Origin of the sequence: Streptomyces sp. GC420 (assembly GCF_009916105.1) — a bacterium.
GTDB lineage: Bacteria > Actinomycetota > Actinomycetes > Streptomycetales > Streptomycetaceae > Streptomyces.
This window is the reverse complement of sequence record NZ_JAAAXQ010000201.1, coordinates 1-14,593: the sequence shown is the minus strand read 5'-3', so window position 1 is coordinate 14,593 and position 14,593 is coordinate 1. Positions and strand designations below refer to the sequence as shown.

Below are 14,593 nucleotides of genomic sequence, written 5' to 3'. Positions count from 1 at the left end.
TCGGCGTCTTCCGCTCCGTAGACCGCCCCGTCTACGACAACCAGATGGCCGACCAACTCGAAACCGCCGTCGAACAACACGGCAAGGGCGACCTCACCGCCCTCCTCACCGGCAACGACACCTGGACGGTCGTCGGCTGACGCCCGGCGGGGCGCCGGACAGCCGGCAGTGAAGAGGCAGGCCCGGATCCCGGGACCCACACAGGGTCCTCGGGTCCGGGCCTGCCTCATGTACGGCTTTCGCGCCTGCGCGCTGTTCTAGCCGCGCAGGTTCTGCGGGCCCGCCTTCTCCTTGTCGTACCGCTCGCGTGCCCCGAGCACCTCCGGCGTCCGGCTCTCGGTCCACCGCGCCAGTGCCCACACCTGCTCGGCCGCCTCCCTGCCGAGCGGAGTCAGCGAGTAGTCCACCCGCGGCGGGATCACCGGCTTGGCGTCGCGGTGCACAAAGCCGTCCCGCTCCAGGGTCTGCAGTGTCTGGGCCAGCATCTTCTCGCTGACCCCGGCGATGGTGCGGCGCAGTTCGCTGAAGCGGTACGAGCGGTCGAGCAGGGCGGCCAGCACGAGCACACCCCATCTGCTGGTGACGTGTTCCAGCACGAGGCGCGAGGGACACGCCGCCGCGTTCGTGTCGAACGGCCGGCCATCGGGCCACTGGGCGTTCCGAAGCGCCTGAAGATCCTGCGAGCTAACTGTCACACCAGTACCTTACTTCAAAGTGGGTACTTTCGTGAAGTTAGTACCGTAGCTACGGTGAGTGCAGAAGATTTGCACATGCGCAGGTAAGTCAGGGAGTTTGATTCATGAGCATCGTCGTCACCGGAGCCACCGGGAAGCTCGGCCGCTTCGTCATCGAGGGCCTGCTGGAGAAGGTCCCCGCCGAGCAGATCGCCGCGGTGGTCCGTGACAAGGAGAAGGCCGCCGGCCTCGCCGCCCGCGGCGTGGAACTGCGGGTCGCCGACTACAACGCACCCGGCACCCTGGGCGGCGCCTTCGCACCCGGCGACAGGGTGCTGCTCATCTCCGGCAGCGAGATCGGCTCCCGCGTCCCGCAGCACAAGGCCGTCGTCGACGCCGCGAAGGCCGCCGGAGTCTCCCTGCTCGCGTACACCGGCGCCCTCGGCGGCCCCGACGCCGACTTCGCCCTCGCGGCCGAGCACAAGGCCACCGAGCAGGCGATACTCGCCTCCGGCCTGCCGTACGCCTTCCTGCGCAACGGCTGGTACACCGAGGTCTACACCGAGAACCTCGCCCCGGTGCTGGAGCACGGCGCCGTCGTCCAGAGCGCCGGTGAGGGCCGGGTCGCCTCCGCGGCCCGTGCCGACTACGCGGCGGCGGCGGTCGCCGTCCTGACCGGCGAGGGCCACGAGGGCAAGGCGTACGAGCTGAGCGGCGACACGGCGTGGAGCTTCGCGGAGTACGCGGCCGAGGTCTCGAAGTGGTCCGGCAAGGAGATCGCGTACAACAACGTGCCCTCGGACGTGCACCTCGGCATCCTCACGGGGGCCGGCGTCCCGGAGCCGTTCGCCGAGATCCTGGTGGACGTCGACCGGGCGGTCGCGCGCGGCCTGCTGGCCCGCACCAGTGGCGACCTGTCCCGGCTGATCGGCCGTCCGACCACGCCGATGGCGGCCACCGTGGCGGCCGCGCTGAAGGGCTGAGGCCCCGCGGGACTCTCCCCGCTCCCGCCAGGGCCCCACTGTCATGACCGTATGGCGATACGGGAATGACAGCGGGGCCCTACTGGCGTTACCTTCGTGCAGGCAGCCGCACACCGCACAGTCGTACGACCGGAGGGATCCGCCCGTGACTTCCACACCACCGGACGGCCAGGGTCGTGCGGGTCTGCTGTACGGCTTCGCGGCCTACGGCATGTGGGGGCTGGTACCCCTCTTCTGGCCGCTGCTGAAGCCGGCCGGGGCGGTGGAGATACTCGCCCACCGGATGGTGTGGTCACTCGCCTTCGTGGCTCTCGCGCTGCTCGTGCTGCGCCGCTGGTCCTGGGCGGGCGAACTGCTGCGGCAGCCCCGCAAGCTGCTCCTGCTGACCGTCGCCGCGGCCACCATCACCGTCAACTGGGGTGTCTACATCTGGGCGGTGAACTCCGGCCAGGTCGTCGAGGCGTCCCTGGGCTATTTCATCAACCCGCTCGTCACCATCGGGCTCGGCGTGCTCCTGCTGAAGGAGCGGCTCAGACCCGCGCAGTGGGCCGCGGTCGCCACGGGCTTCGCCGCCGTCATGGTGCTCGCCGTCGGGCACGGGCAGCCGCCGTGGATCTCCCTCACCCTGGCCTTCTCCTTCGCGGCGTACGGCTTCGTGAAGAAGAAGGTCAACATCGGCGGTCTGGAGTCGCTGGCCGCCGAGACCGCCATCCAGTTCCTGCCCGCCGCCGGATACCTGATCTGGCTCGGGGCGCGCGGGGACTCGGCCTTCGGTGCGCACGGCACCGGCCACGCGACCCTGCTCGCCGCCACCGGGATCGTCACGGCCCTGCCGCTGGTCTGCTTCGGCGCGGCCGCGATCCGGGTACCGCTCTCGACCCTCGGCCTGCTGCAGTACCTCGCGCCGGTCTTCCAGTTCCTGCTCGGCGTGGCCTACTTCCACGAGGCCATGCCCGCCGAGCGCTGGGCGGGCTTCGCCCTGGTCTGGCTCGCCCTGAGCGTGCTGACCTGGGACGCCCTGCGCGTCGCCCACCGGACGCGGGCGGCCGCCGTCGCCGTACGGGCGCAGGCGGCGGCCCAGGCGGCGGCCCGGGCCGCCGAGGCCGCTCAGACCGCCGCCGCGGTGACCGAGGCGGCGACGGCCCCACGGACGGAACCGGTCCGTCCCGCGGAACCCGGCCGCACCGGCTGACGCGCTGCGCCCTTACGGGTGCATGCGCGCGCCCTTGAAGGCCTTGTCGACCGCGTTGCGCGGGCCGTACACCGCGAGTCCGACCAGATCCAGCAGGTCCTTCGGCACCGCGCGCACCGCCGCCCGGTTGTCGCGGTCGTTACCGGTGGCGAACAGGTCAGAGGTGAAGACAGAGACCGGGAGCTCGCGGGTCAGGGCACGGGTGTGGGCCGCCGTCAGCGTCTCCTTGGAGCCGACGAAGACGAGGACGGGCTGGCGGAACATCGCCAGGTAGAGGGTGCCGTCGGCGTCGGCGTAGGGTTCGCCGACCGTCTCCGGGCGCGCCGTGCCGATGCCGCTCACCAGGAAGGCCGTCACATTCAGACGCTGCCAGGTGTGGAGGTCGTCCCGCAGCAGTACGGCGATTTTGGTGTCGAAGCGGACCGGCGCGCCGCCTTCGGCGCCCGGGCCGCCCGCGCGGCCCGTGGCGTCCATGCCGTCCGTGACGTCCATGCCGTCACCGGAGTGGCGCTTCGGGTGCGGGGTGTTCTCGTTCTCTGGTCGTTCCATGTTCCGCAGCCTGCCGGGCCTGCCCGCGCCCGGTCTTGTACGTTCTTTGCATGGCCGGCACGACATCCCGTCCGGGAGGCACGGACTCCCCGCGGAGCTCTCCGGAGATCCATGCCTGGCGCCCGCCGGTCGCGGGTGTCTCGGAGGTGTTCCACGCCCGGTTCACCGACCACGCGTACCCGATGCACGCGCACGCCACCTGGACCCTGCTGATCGTCGACGACGGCATGGTGCGCTACGACCTTGACCGGCACGAGCACGGCGCCCCGCGCGACCTGGTCACGCTGCTGCCTCCGCACGTTCCGCACAACGGGACCGCCGCGACCGCGCGCGGCTTCCGCAAGAGGGTTGTCTACCTGGACGCCGGCCAGCTGAGCGAGCGCCTCATCGGCATGGCCGTGGACCGCCCGGAGCTGGACGATCCCGTCCTGCGCGAGCGCGTGAGCCTGCTGCACACCGCTCTGACTCTGCCCGGCGAGGAGCTGGAGGCGGAGAGCCGGCTCGCGCTGATCCGGGAACGGCTGGAGCAGCATCTGCACCGGGCGGTCGGGCCGGTGCCGGTGCCGCTCGACCGGGGCCTGGCCCACCGGCTGCGCGAACTGCTGGACGCGCGCACGCTCGAAGGGGTGCCGCTGGGCGAGGCCGCGGGGCTGCTCCACGCCCATCCCGCACACCTCGTACGGGTGTTCAGCCGGGAGTTCGGCATGCCGCCGCACCAGTACCTGACGACACGCCGGGTCGATCTGGCACGAAGGCTGCTGCTGGACGGGAAGCCGCCACCGGAGGTCGCGACCGCAGCGGGCTTCTACGACCAGTCCCATCTGAACCGGCACTTCAAGCGGGTGGTGGGCGTCAGCCCCGGTCGGTACGTGCGGCCCGGGCGGCCGGCGCCCGCCCCCGCGGGGGTGGCTCCATGACGGTTTCCGCGGGATGAGCGGATTTCCCAGCGCACGACGGCAACGATGTCAGCTCTGCCCCGTCCGGTTCCGACGGGCAACAGTGGTCCTGCTCTTTCCGCTGGAGTCGCATCTCCGGGCAGATACGCATAAAGCCGTGAATTTCTCCGGCAATTGAACCGAAGCAAGCCCTTTCTCCATATCGGCGCCATAACGAGAGAATCACATCGGCCACCTGCCTGCGCTTGTGCTGGTGCCGCCCTCTAGAGTCACGGCACTCAGCACCCGCGCCCGAGGTCGATCCGCGGTCCGATGAACCGGCCGTGCTCCCTGAAAGGGAAAGAGCCACAGTGCACAACCGTTCTCTCACAGCCGTCACCGCCTTGCTCGTCGCCGCAGCACTCTCGCTCACGGCGTGCGGCACGGACAGCGGTGGCGCCGGCAACACGGTCGTCACCATCGGCGTCGACGTGCCCATGACCGGCGACGTGGCGGGTCTCGGACTCGGCCTGAGGAACGCTGTCGATCTCGCCGTCAGGCAGGCCAACAAGACCAACGAGGTGCCGGGCATCACCTTCAGGATGAAGGCCTGGGACGACGAGGCGCGGCCCGACCTCGGCCGGAAGAACGCCGGCGAAATCGTCGCGGACGAGGACGTCATCGGTGTCGTCGGCCCGTTGAACTCATCCGTGGCCGAGAAGACGCAGGACGTCTTCGCCGACGCCGGCATGGTCCAGGTCTCGATCAACAGGAACACCGCTCTCAGCCAGGGCAAGAACTGGGCCAAGGGCGAGAAGGTCCGGCCGTACAAGACGTACTTCCGCACCGCGACCACAGACGCCGTCCAGGGCCCGTTCGCCGCGTGGTACCTCTACGACGAGGGGAGGAAGCGGAAGGTCTTCGTCGTCGACGACGGCAAGGCATACGGCGCCAGCCTCGCCATGAGTTTCACCGAGGAGTTCAAGGAGATCGGCGGTCAGGTCGTCGGCACGGCCAAGGTCAACCCCAACGCCAAGGACTTCTCCTCGGCGGTGGCGAAGATCGTGACCTCGGGCGCCGACGCCGTCTACTTCGGCGGCGAGTACCCCGTGGCCGGACCGCTGAGCAAGCAGATGGAGCAGGCCGGGGTCTCCGCCCCGCTGGTCAGCGGCGACGCCGTCTACAGCGACGAGTACATCAGGCTCGCAGGTGCGGCGAGCGAGGGCGACCTGGTCACCTCGGTCGGTGCTCCCGTCGAGGACCTGACCTTCGCGAAGGACTTCATCGAGGACTACGAGGAGGCCGGCTACGGCGAGCCGTACGGGGTGTTCGGCGGCTTCGGCTACGACTGCGCCTGGGCGATCATCCAGGCCGTCAAGGCCGTGGCGGACGGCGGCGAGCTGCCCTCCGGCGCCCGCGCCAAGGTCACCGAGGCCATGCAGGACGTCTCCTTCTTCGGCGTCATGGGCACGGTCGCCTTCGACGAGTACGGCGACACCACCAACAAGCAGCTCACCGTCTTCGAGGTCGTGGACGGGGCCTGGAAGTCCCGGCGCACCGGCACCTACGACGGCTGAGCCGGCCGTCCGCCCCCCCGGCGGGCGCACCCCCTCGGGACGGGGGGTGCGCCCGCCGCCGTGCGTCAGCGCATCAGCGCGAGTGCCATGACCAGCCGGTCGTCGCCGGGGCCGAAGTAGTCCGCGCGGCAGCCGACATGGGAGAAGCCCAGCGACTCGTACAGCTCGATGGCGGCGCTGTTCGCGGGCTCCACGGTGAGCCTGACCTCGCCGACACCGTCGGCGCGCAGCCGGCGCAGCGCCTCCGCCATCAGCCGTCGGCCGAGGCCGAGCCCGCGCCATCGCTCGGCTATGCCCAGGCCCAGGATCCAGCTGCGGCTCGCGTCGGGCGGCGTGCCGACCAGGACGTACCCGTGCAGGGACGTTCCGTCGTCCAGGACCAGCAGGTGGGCGCCGTACACGTCGTAGAGCTGGCGCAGTACGAAGTAGGGGTAGGCGTGCTCGCCGAAGACCTCCGCGTCGAGGCGTGACAGCTCGGGGAGATCCCGCTCGGTGACCTCTCTGACCCGCAGCGGTGGCGGACCGCCCGCCACGAGGGACAGCGCCGCGACTGCGGGTGCAGGGGACCGATCTCCGGAAAGAGTCGTCATGCCGCTCCTCGGTCAGAGGTCAGAGGTCAAGGACGCGTTGCGCCCGTACGGGTGATACGGGCCGGACGGCCTGCGCCCCGGCCGTGCGGGGTGTGGCCGACCGGGGATCAGGACCAGGATTGCCCGCCCGATCTGGACCTTCAAGGGGTGATCAGGACCGAAATGCCGTTACGCCACAGAGCGCCCCCCATGCGCCCCGTTCGGTCGAGTGCCGGGCCCTGCAAGGGATTTGGCACTACCCTTGAAAGATGGTTCACAGAACGCCCGAGGACGGGAAACGGCAGGAGCTCAACGACGAGGCACCCTGGGACTCGTTCGACCCTCTTGCATATGTAGATCACAACTATCGCCGGCTGCGCGACGACGACGCGCAGATCATCCGTGTCGTGCGTGACTACTTCACCGATCATTTCTCCCGGCGGAATCCGGCGGGCCCCATTTCGGGCATCGACGTCGGATCGGGCGCGAACCTCTACCCCGCCTTCACGCTCCTCCCCTGGTGCGAGGACATCACGCTGTACGAACGCTCTGAGGCCAACGTGGTCTGGCTGGAGAGCCAGGTGCCCTCCTACGGGGCCAACTGGGACGAGTTCTGGGACCTGCTCAGCCGGTCGGAGCCGTACGCCCGGGTCGCGGACCCGAGGGCCGCGCTGCGGAAGGTCACCCGCGTCAAACAGGGCAATCTGTTCGATCTCCCCCACGCGGGCTGGGGGATCGGCACGATGTTCTTCGTCGCCGAGTCGATGACCACCTCGTTCAAGGAGTTCCAGGGCGCCGTGGAGCGCTTCACCGGAGCCCTCGTCCCAGGTGCCCCCTACGCCGCCGCTTTCATGCAGGGCTCAGTGGGGTATGCCGTCGGTGAGGAGTTCTTCCCCGCCTGCAGCGTGGACGTGGACCAGGTCCGTGAGACCCTGGCCCCGTTCACGGACGGCGAGGTCCGGATCACTCCCATCGGAATGCCGCCGGGAGGAGGGCTGCGGCCCGGCTACGAGGGAATGATCGTGGCCTGCGGACGGCGGAATTCCGAATAGTGCGGGGCTCGTCGCGCACCACGGTGCGCGACGCGGTTCCGGGGAAAGCCCGAATACGGTCGCAAACTCGCAAGTATGCGAGCCAGAATCTCGACAATGAAATGACGGACAGCTTCCTGACCGCAGCACGGGGCGCTTGTACGAGGGGTATGGGGGATGCAGATCAAGCCGCGCCAGCATCTGCTGGATATCTGGCAGGCAATTGCGCGCCACTCGTTCGAGGACGGTGAATGGGACTGGGGCGAATGGGGTGGGCGCAGCAGCGTCGCGGACGCCGAGCGCCTGCTCTGCCTCATGTACCCGACCACCGAGATCTCGGCGTTCCGCCTGGACGACCCGGACATCACCGAGCGCGACGTCCAGAGTGCCCTGAAGAGCGCCGGGAGCCGGCTGGACCTGCCCGCCAAACTCGTCACGGTTCTCGCGGATTTCATGCGCACCCACACCGCCGAGGACAAGAGACCCAGTTTCGCGGGCGGGTACTACTTCATCCCCAAGGAACCCGATCAGGAACTCACGCAGGAACAGCGGGAGTTGGGCGTGGTCGACGCCTTCTCGATGTCGATCACCCTCTGTCTCGCGACACTCGGTTTCCTCAAGACCTACGAGACCAAGACCCGCCGCTCCGACGTACGGGCGCTGATCGACGAACTCAAGGCAGCCACCGAGGTCCGGCTCACCGCCGCCATGGTGAGTCTGCTGCGTTCCTTCACGGTCAACGTGTTCGACCCCGATGACCCCCAGGGACGCACGCTCTGCCGTCTCCTGGGCCAGGGCCAGACCTCCGACCGGGTCGTCCTCCAGCAGTTCCAGCGCCGCTTCAAGGCGTTACGCGCGACCATCAGCGAGAGCTTCACCCTCGGTGTCGACATCGCCGACCGCCTCAAGGACGACAACCAGCTCTTCGAGTGCGGCTGGTCCTGGAGCCTGGTGAACGACGCCCCGCCGGTGGACACCAGCGAACCGATCGGACCGCAGCCCAGCGGCGTCGCCAAGCCCGTCCCGTACCTCTACTTCACAGTGGTGGCCCTGGACGGCATCCAGGACCTCTTCTCCGACCGCACCCTCACCCTCGGACTGCTCAACACCGAGCAGCAGCGGCTCGCGGAGGCGCTGCGGCTGCGCTGGGAGATCACCCAGCAGTACTGGTCGGGCATCGCCCGCTTCGGCGACGGCAGCTGGCCGCTGGAGGACATCCCCTGGCGCACGACCGGACAGCGGCTGGAGTCCGAGTACTTCTCCCTCTCCGTCGCCGCCATCCTCGTCCACGACCTGGTGCGCAGGCGCGCCACCGACGACGACCTCACCCGCACCGTCGGCGTCATGGAACGCCTCGCCGAACGCGGCCGCATCACCAGCCGCATGACCTCGCACGACCCGGCGGTGGGCCTGCACAACCCCGGTGTCAGACTGCCGCTGCACGGCAGCGACACCGTCGGCCCTCCCATGCGGTGGACGATGACGGACTTCTCCGCGCAGCTGCTCAAGCGGACCGTCCAGCTGTGCGCGCTCTCCCGCAACATGTCCTCGCACGACCGGCTGCTGCGGCTCGCCGAGCAGATCTTCGACCACGTGTGGGAGCGCCGCATCAGCAGCGGCCACGGCACCGGGCTCTGGGACAACATCCACGCCGTCTACCCCGACTCCCCGGAGCACGGCGGGCCGCTGTCCTGGGCCATCACCGAGCGCGTCACCGAGTGCATGGTCGCCGCCCGCGCGCTCTACACCCAGCCGCCGATCCGCAGCGCCGAACTGGTCACCCTCGCCGCCGCGCTGCTCAGCGAGGCCACCCACCTCCTCGGCAACGAACAACTCGAACCGACCTCCATCGCCGAGGGTTCCCGCGGCATCGCGCTGAAGAGCATCGAGGTCAAACTGCGGCGCGCCCGGGAGCTCGTCGACAGCCAGCCGGGCACGGCCGTCGCACTGACCACCGAGGTCCTCGGGGAACTCGACACCCTGGCACTGGCCAGGCAGACCGCGTCCAGGGGAGTGTGAGCGGTGCTCGTCTTCGCCGCCTCCGACAAGGGAGGCACGGGCCGCTCCGTCACCAGCGCCAATCTCGCCTACCGCAGGGCCCTGGCCGGGGACGACGTGGCATACCTGGACTTCGACTTCGGCTCGCCCACCGCGGCGGCCGTCTTCGACGTGCCCGGCGCCCTGCGCGGCATCGAGCAGGGCGGCCTGCACTCCTACCTCCAGGGCCGGATCGCCGAACCGGTGAGGGTCGACGTCTGGTCAGAGACGGAGCACGAGGTGCTGCGCCGGCGCCAGACCGGTTCCGGCAGTCTGCTGCTCCTGCCGGGCGACCGCAGCGGCGGCGAGTTCGCCGTCGGCAAGGACACCGTGCGCCGCTGCGTGGACCTCCTGCTGCGCCTCAACAGCGAGTTCGACCTGGTGGTGGTCGACCTGAGCGCCGGGCGCAGTTACGCCGTCGACATGGCGCTCGAAGCCACCTCCCGGCCCGAGATGCGGCACGTCGGCACGCGGTGGCTGGTCTACCACCGCTGGACCCGCCAGCACGTCATCGCCGCGGCGGGGCTGGTCTTCGGGCGGCGCGGGATCGTCGCGGGCGGTGTGGACCGCGGCCACGACGAGCAGGAACTGCGCCGCTCCATCCGCTTCGTACGGGCCGCGGTCCCGGACCCGGAGTCGCCGCTGTGGTCGCAGGTGCCGCCGGCCCAGTCCGCGTGGATGCGCAAGTGCGACCAGGAACTGGGCGAACTCGCCGCCCAGCTGGAGGCCGGCTACAGCATGGTGCTGGGATCCGTGCCGCTGGAGCCCGTACTGCAATGGCGTGAGCAGCTCATCACGGACGAGGACGTGCTCTCCAGCAAGATCGCCAACATGGAGACCAGGCAGGCCCTGGAGGACCTCGCGCAGCGGCTCACCGACGACGAGGCATGGGGGCAGCCATGACGGAAGCGGTGTTCCGGGAGACCACCGCCGAGCCGGTCACGCAGTCCGTGCCGCTCTCCCATCTCTCCCTGGAACTGGGCCATCTGTACATGGAGGACTTCGAGGCGGGTCCCGAGCGGCTGCGTGACCACTTCGCACAGGTCAGGCCCTGGGTGGACGCCGTACGCGCCTCGGCGGCCGCGGCCGCCGGCGGCAAGCGGCCCAGGATCAGCACCTGCTTCCTCGTCGACGACTACTTCACCCGCTTCTCCACGCCCGCCGACCTCGTGCCCGTCCTGCTGGCGGAGGCCGAGCGGGCCGGGCTGACCATCGACTACCTGGCGCGCGAGTCGGGCTGCGCGGTCGCCGACGGCGTCCCGCTCGCCGAGTCCGTGGAACACCGGCTCGTCGAGGCGGTGCCGCCGGGCAGCGACGGGTCCAGGCCGCCCGTCAAGGAGACCGGATGGCTCGCCAACGGCGAGCGCACCCCCGGCCTGCACAACCCCGAGGCCATGCTCACCGTCCCCGTCTGGCGGCCGCCCGCCGAGACCGCCGCCCGGCGCCACTCCGTCTTCATGGACGTGGAGCTGTGGGACGACGAGGGAGGGCGGCGCACCTGGTCCTGCCCCTTTCTCGCCGCCGTCTGGCAACTGGCCAGGCTGGGACTGCTGCGCCACCAGGGCGAGCCCGTGCTGCTCCCGCACTCCTGGAACGGCGAGACCTTCCCGCGCGACTGGGACGCCCTGCCGCCGCTGCTCCGGCTGAACGCGTCCGCGGCCCCCTTCTGCGCGTACCGCACCTGCTCCGTGCTGCCGGCCCGCTTCCTGCCCGTCGAACACGCCGTGCGGGTCATCCTCGGCCAGGTCCACGTGGACCCGGGCGCGCTGGGGCAGGTCGCCGAACGCTCCGCCCGCGAAGGCACCCCCGTCCCCGACGGGATCGCCGAACGGGCCTCCTACGTCTTCTACACGGGGCCCTGAGATGACCGGCCCGGGGGACGGCGAGGCGACGGTACTGATCTGCGGCGAGGTGCGGACCGGCCTGCTGCAGACCTTCCAGTCGCTGGACGGACAGGCCGCGGAACGGCTGCTGCGGCTGCGCGCCGACGAGCGGGTGCGCGTCTCCGAACGCCCCAACCGGTACGCCGTCTCGCCCGACGTCCTCACCGGGGTCGACTGCCGGCTGCCCACCGCCAACGGTGCCAGGGTGCGCGGCATAGGGACGGTCGGTGCCCGCGCCGCGCTCACCGAGGGCCGGGTCCTCCAGGCCACCGCCTGGTTCCGGGCCCCGGCGCACGGCCCCGACCGGCGGCTGCCCTGGGACCACTACCTCGTACGGCCCGGAGTGCTGGAACCCGTGGGGCGGCTGCCCGAACGGGCCGTCGCGGACGGCCTGCTGGCCGGCCGCCGGCAGGCCGGCGAACTCGACCTCGGCAGCATCGCCGAGCGTCTGCTCGCCGACGTACTGCGCCATCCGCTGCTCGACCAGCGGTCTCCCTTCAAGTCCCGGCGCACCAGGCTGCGCTGGGTGGCGTTACGGGCCCCGGACGGCGAGGGCCCGTCGATCCAGCGCTTCACACTCGCCGAGGACGGGCTGAGGACGGTGGAGCTGCGGCTGCCGGAAGACACGGGGCCGGCCGCCGCAGTGGGGCTCTGCGAGGACCTCGCCCTGCACGACTGGCTGCTCACGACCCTCGTACGGATGGTCGAGCGCAGCCGGCTCGGGTCGGCGGACGGGCACGACGCCGTGATGGCGCTGCGCCCCGCCGTCGACCATCTGCTGCACCTGTGGATGCCAGGAGCACGTGTGGACCACACCCTGGGCCCCCTGTGGGAGGTGCTGGAACGGGAGCCCGGCTTCACCCGTCAATGGCAGACGCTGGTCCAGCGCATCAGGGACCAGCTCGCTCTGCAGGCCATTCATGTTGCCGCGCGAGGCGCCGACGACACGCTGAGGGCGCTGAGACTCGGGCGCTGAGACTCGAGTGCTGACGACGGCACGCGCGCACGATCCCACCGGGGGAGAAGACCTAAATGGACGGATCGTCAAGGACGGCAGCGGCGCCGGGGGCGTCGGCGCCGGGGGCCACCGGCACAGGGGAGCCGGCCGGTGTCCCGCCGTTCCTGCTGAAGACCCTGATCACCGCGGTCGTCGGAGGGCTCACCTACGCCCTGACCAATGTCACCGACCAGCCCGAGGTGTGGAAGCTCACCGCTTCCATCTTCCTCGGCGGCGCCGCCATGATCATCCAGTACATGATCGACTTCGAGCGCCGGCTGGGCGGGGTGGAGCGGAGCCTCGCCGGACACAACGCGGAGATGAAGGGACTCGTCGCCGAGGGATTCGCGAAGATCAACGAGGCCACCGAGCTGTTCGGCCTGATGGAGGGCTCCGCGGTACGGCCCGCCATGGTGACCAGACTGGTCCGCAGCGCCACGGAAGTGGGGCTGGAGGCACCCGAGATCGTGAAGTCCTTCGCCCAGGCGGAGGTCAACCGGCTCGCCACGGTGATGGCCAACCTGACCCAGAAGCACGCCGACTACGACGGGGAGGACCACGACTGGATCGTGACGCTCACCCAGTGCGCGATGGAGAGCATCGACGCCACCAGCACCTCGGTGGACCACGACTTCTGGCCCACCGAACTGGGGCAGCGCTATCTGCGGGCGCAGCGCGACGCCATCCACGTCCGGGGCGTCCGGATCAGGCGGCTGTTCATCGTGAACCGGCCCGACGACATCGACGAGAACCTGGAGCGGATGGCGGAGCACCAGCAGAGTCTGGGCATCGACGTGCGGATCCTCGCTCTGTCGCAACTGCCGCCGATCCTCAAGATGGACACCACGAACGACTTCATCGTGTTCGACCAGTCCCTGTCGTACGAGGTCGAACCAGATCTGCAGGGCGTGAACTCGAAGACGATCATGGATCTGCGCGAGGACCGGGTCGCACGGCGCATCAAACGGTTCGAGGAACTGTGGGAGGCACAGGACGACGGTGCCGACGGGGAGGACGGCGACGACGCGGAGTAGGGGCGGCCGGGAAGCGGGGGCGGCGGGTGCTCGCCCGCCGCTTCCCGGCCGCACGCGCCACAGCCGCCCGGCTGGGTGCGGGGCAAGAAGTCCGCGCCGCTTCCCGGCCGCGCGCGGGCATCAGTCCGGGATGCGGGCCCCGGCGCCGCTCACCCGGACCCGCGGGTCCCCCGCGCGCAGCGTGACCGTCAGCACGCCGGGGCGGCCCATGTCCTCGCCCTGGTGCAGGGTCAGCACCGACTCCGCCGGTACCAGCGCGAGTTCACGGGCGTACGCGCCGAAGGCCGCCGCGGCGGCACCGGTCGCCGGGTCCTCGACGACGCCGCCGACCGGGAAGGGGTCCCGGACGTGGAACACCGTCTCCGAGGCGCGCCACACCAGCTGGACGGTGGTCAGGCCGAGTGCGTCCATCAGCGCGGCGAGCCGTTCGAAGTCGTAGCTCAGCCGGGCCAGCCGCTCCCGGCTGCCCGCGCCCAGCACCAGGTGGCGGGCGCCCGCGAAGGCGATCCGGGGCGGCAGCGCGGGGTCGAGGTCGCCCTCGGGCCAGCAAAGGGCGGCCAGCGCCTCGGCCAGGTGCTCCCCGGAGATCTCCTCGACCCGTGGCTCGACGCTGGTGAGTGTGGCGCGCAGGCCCCCGCCGGGCTCCGCGGTCACGGTCACCGGGACCGTGCCCGCGCGGGTCGCGAACAGCATCTCGCCGGGACCGTTCCGCTCGGCCAGGGCGACGGCGGTGGCGACGGTGGCGTGCCCGCAGAACGGCACCTCCGCCTTCGGACTGAAGTACCGGATGGTGAAGGCGCGTCCGGGCTCGCCCGCGAGTTCCGGCGGCGGCGCGGTCAGGAAGGCGGACTCGCTGTACCCCAGCCCGGCAGCCACGGCCAGCATCGCCGCCTCGTCGAGCCCCGACGCGTCCAGCACCACTCCGGCGGGGTTCCCGCCGTGCGGATCCTCGGAGAACGCGGTGTAGCGCAGCACTTCGGGGACGTTCGCGGCGTCCTTGCTCGTCGTCGTCATGCAGTCGACAACGAGCCGCCCACGCACCTGATTCCCCCGCCCGGCCCCCTCCGGCCGGTGCGGTGGACGGCCTCCGCCCCGGCCGGCGGGGACGTGACCGCCACGGAGGCCGTGGGGGCGTGGGAGGGTGCCGGGCGGTGGTCACTTGTGCGACCGGTGCCGGGTGGCCGGGGAGGCA

General features: G+C 70.6%; 14 protein-coding genes and 1 pseudogene. 11 read left to right on the top strand and 4 right to left on the bottom strand.

The window, feature by feature from the left end; all coding sequences use genetic code 11:
• Positions 1-140 (top strand): annotated as a pseudogene (locus GUY61_RS23080) (2-oxoacid:ferredoxin oxidoreductase subunit beta); the annotation flags it as partial.
• A gap of 117 nt (positions 141-257) precedes the next feature.
• On the opposite strand, the gene GUY61_RS23075 reads toward GUY61_RS23080, so the two are convergent.
• Positions 258-596 carry a helix-turn-helix domain-containing protein gene (locus tag GUY61_RS23075; RefSeq protein WP_166632147.1) on the bottom strand — a complete coding sequence of 113 codons (339 nt, stop codon included), beginning with the start codon at positions 594-596 and terminating at the stop codon, positions 258-260.
• 203 nt (positions 597-799) lie between these two features.
• On the opposite strand from GUY61_RS23075, the gene GUY61_RS23070 reads away from it, so the two are divergent.
• Both GUY61_RS23070 and rarD read left to right on the top strand, forming a co-directional pair.
• Positions 800-1,657: an SDR family oxidoreductase gene (locus GUY61_RS23070; protein WP_166632145.1), complete on the top strand. Its 858-nt coding sequence runs from the start codon at positions 800-802 to the stop codon at positions 1,655-1,657.
• Positions 1,658-1,868: 211 nt separating this feature from the next.
• The gene (gene rarD / locus GUY61_RS23065) at positions 1,869-2,849 is read left to right on the top strand and encodes an EamA family transporter RarD (RefSeq protein WP_243766684.1); all 981 of its coding nucleotides are present in this window, start codon (positions 1,869-1,871) and stop codon (positions 2,847-2,849) included.
• 12 nt (positions 2,850-2,861) lie between these two features.
• Here rarD and GUY61_RS23060 read toward each other — a convergent pair whose 3' ends face one another.
• Positions 2,862-3,323, bottom strand: coding sequence for a DUF2000 domain-containing protein (locus GUY61_RS23060; RefSeq protein WP_166632146.1), 462 nt, complete (start codon positions 3,321-3,323; stop codon positions 2,862-2,864).
• Between the two features lie 125 nt (positions 3,324-3,448).
• On the opposite strand from GUY61_RS23060, the gene GUY61_RS23055 reads away from it, so the two are divergent.
• Together GUY61_RS23055 and GUY61_RS23050 are read left to right on the top strand one after the other, a co-directional pair.
• The gene (locus tag GUY61_RS23055; RefSeq protein WP_166632143.1) at positions 3,449-4,315 is read left to right on the top strand and encodes an AraC family transcriptional regulator; all 867 of its coding nucleotides are present in this window, start codon (positions 3,449-3,451) and stop codon (positions 4,313-4,315) included.
• Positions 4,316-4,644: 329 nt separating this feature from the next.
• The gene (locus GUY61_RS23050) at positions 4,645-5,850 is read left to right on the top strand and encodes a branched-chain amino acid ABC transporter substrate-binding protein (protein WP_166632142.1); all 1,206 of its coding nucleotides are present in this window, start codon (positions 4,645-4,647) and stop codon (positions 5,848-5,850) included.
• Between the two features lie 65 nt (positions 5,851-5,915).
• Here GUY61_RS23050 and GUY61_RS23045 read toward each other — a convergent pair whose 3' ends face one another.
• The gene (locus tag GUY61_RS23045) at positions 5,916-6,440 is read right to left on the bottom strand and encodes an N-acetyltransferase (protein ID WP_166632141.1); all 525 of its coding nucleotides are present in this window, start codon (positions 6,438-6,440) and stop codon (positions 5,916-5,918) included.
• Between the two features lie 248 nt (positions 6,441-6,688).
• Between GUY61_RS23045 and GUY61_RS23040 the strand changes: the two genes are divergently transcribed.
• From GUY61_RS23040 to GUY61_RS23015, 6 genes are all read left to right on the top strand, one after another.
• Entirely contained in the window at positions 6,689-7,471 is a 783-nt protein-coding gene (locus GUY61_RS23040; protein WP_166632140.1) for an SCO2525 family SAM-dependent methyltransferase, read from the top strand.
• 156 nt (positions 7,472-7,627) lie between these two features.
• Positions 7,628-9,469, top strand: a complete 1,842-nt coding sequence (locus tag GUY61_RS23035; protein ID WP_166632139.1) for an SCO2524 family protein — start codon at positions 7,628-7,630, stop codon at positions 9,467-9,469.
• 3 nt (positions 9,470-9,472) lie between these two features.
• Positions 9,473-10,390: an SCO2523 family variant P-loop protein gene (locus GUY61_RS23030; protein WP_166632138.1), complete on the top strand. Its 918-nt coding sequence runs from the start codon at positions 9,473-9,475 to the stop codon at positions 10,388-10,390.
• On the top strand, positions 10,387-11,349 hold the full coding sequence (locus GUY61_RS23025) for an SCO2522 family protein (RefSeq protein ID WP_166632137.1): 963 nt from the start codon (positions 10,387-10,389) through the stop codon (positions 11,347-11,349). The genes GUY61_RS23030 and GUY61_RS23025 overlap by 4 nt, the downstream gene beginning before the upstream one ends.
• 1 nt (position 11,350) lies before the next feature.
• Positions 11,351-12,346 (top strand): SCO2521 family protein, encoded by a 996-nt coding sequence (locus tag GUY61_RS23020; protein ID WP_166632136.1) that lies wholly within the window; start codon positions 11,351-11,353, stop codon positions 12,344-12,346.
• 56 nt (positions 12,347-12,402) lie between these two features.
• Positions 12,403-13,401 (top strand): DUF6879 family protein, encoded by a 999-nt coding sequence (locus GUY61_RS23015; RefSeq protein ID WP_166632135.1) that lies wholly within the window; start codon positions 12,403-12,405, stop codon positions 13,399-13,401.
• Positions 13,402-13,521: 120 nt separating this feature from the next.
• On the opposite strand, the gene GUY61_RS23010 is transcribed toward GUY61_RS23015, so the two are convergent.
• Positions 13,522-14,415 carry a PhzF family phenazine biosynthesis isomerase gene (locus GUY61_RS23010; RefSeq protein ID WP_166632134.1) on the bottom strand — a complete coding sequence of 298 codons (894 nt, stop codon included), beginning with the start codon at positions 14,413-14,415 and terminating at the stop codon, positions 13,522-13,524.
• Between the last annotated feature and the right edge of the window lie 178 nt (positions 14,416-14,593).

Excerpts from the sequence above, each read along its gene's own strand:
- GUY61_RS23070 (WP_166632145.1), top strand. The coding sequence starts at position 800 with ATGAGCATCGTCGTCACCGGAGCCACCGGGAAGCTCGGCCGCTTCGTC.
- rarD (WP_243766684.1), top strand. The coding sequence starts at position 1,869 with ATGTGGGGGCTGGTACCCCTCTTCTGGCCGCTGCTGAAGCCGGCCGGG.
- GUY61_RS23060 (WP_166632146.1), bottom strand. The coding sequence starts at position 3,323 with ATGGACGCCACGGGCCGCGCGGGCGGCCCGGGCGCCGAAGGCGGCGCG.
- GUY61_RS23055 (WP_166632143.1), top strand. The coding sequence starts at position 3,449 with ATGGCCGGCACGACATCCCGTCCGGGAGGCACGGACTCCCCGCGGAGC.
- GUY61_RS23045 (WP_166632141.1), bottom strand. The coding sequence starts at position 6,440 with ATGACGACTCTTTCCGGAGATCGGTCCCCTGCACCCGCAGTCGCGGCG.
- GUY61_RS23040 (WP_166632140.1), top strand. The coding sequence starts at position 6,689 with ATGGTTCACAGAACGCCCGAGGACGGGAAACGGCAGGAGCTCAACGAC.
- GUY61_RS23035 (WP_166632139.1), top strand. The coding sequence starts at position 7,628 with ATGCAGATCAAGCCGCGCCAGCATCTGCTGGATATCTGGCAGGCAATT.
- GUY61_RS23025 (WP_166632137.1), top strand. The coding sequence starts at position 10,387 with ATGACGGAAGCGGTGTTCCGGGAGACCACCGCCGAGCCGGTCACGCAG.
- GUY61_RS23020 (WP_166632136.1), top strand. The coding sequence starts at position 11,351 with ATGACCGGCCCGGGGGACGGCGAGGCGACGGTACTGATCTGCGGCGAG.
- GUY61_RS23015 (WP_166632135.1), top strand. The coding sequence starts at position 12,403 with ATGGACGGATCGTCAAGGACGGCAGCGGCGCCGGGGGCGTCGGCGCCG.
- GUY61_RS23010 (WP_166632134.1), bottom strand. The coding sequence starts at position 14,415 with ATGACGACGACGAGCAAGGACGCCGCGAACGTCCCCGAAGTGCTGCGC.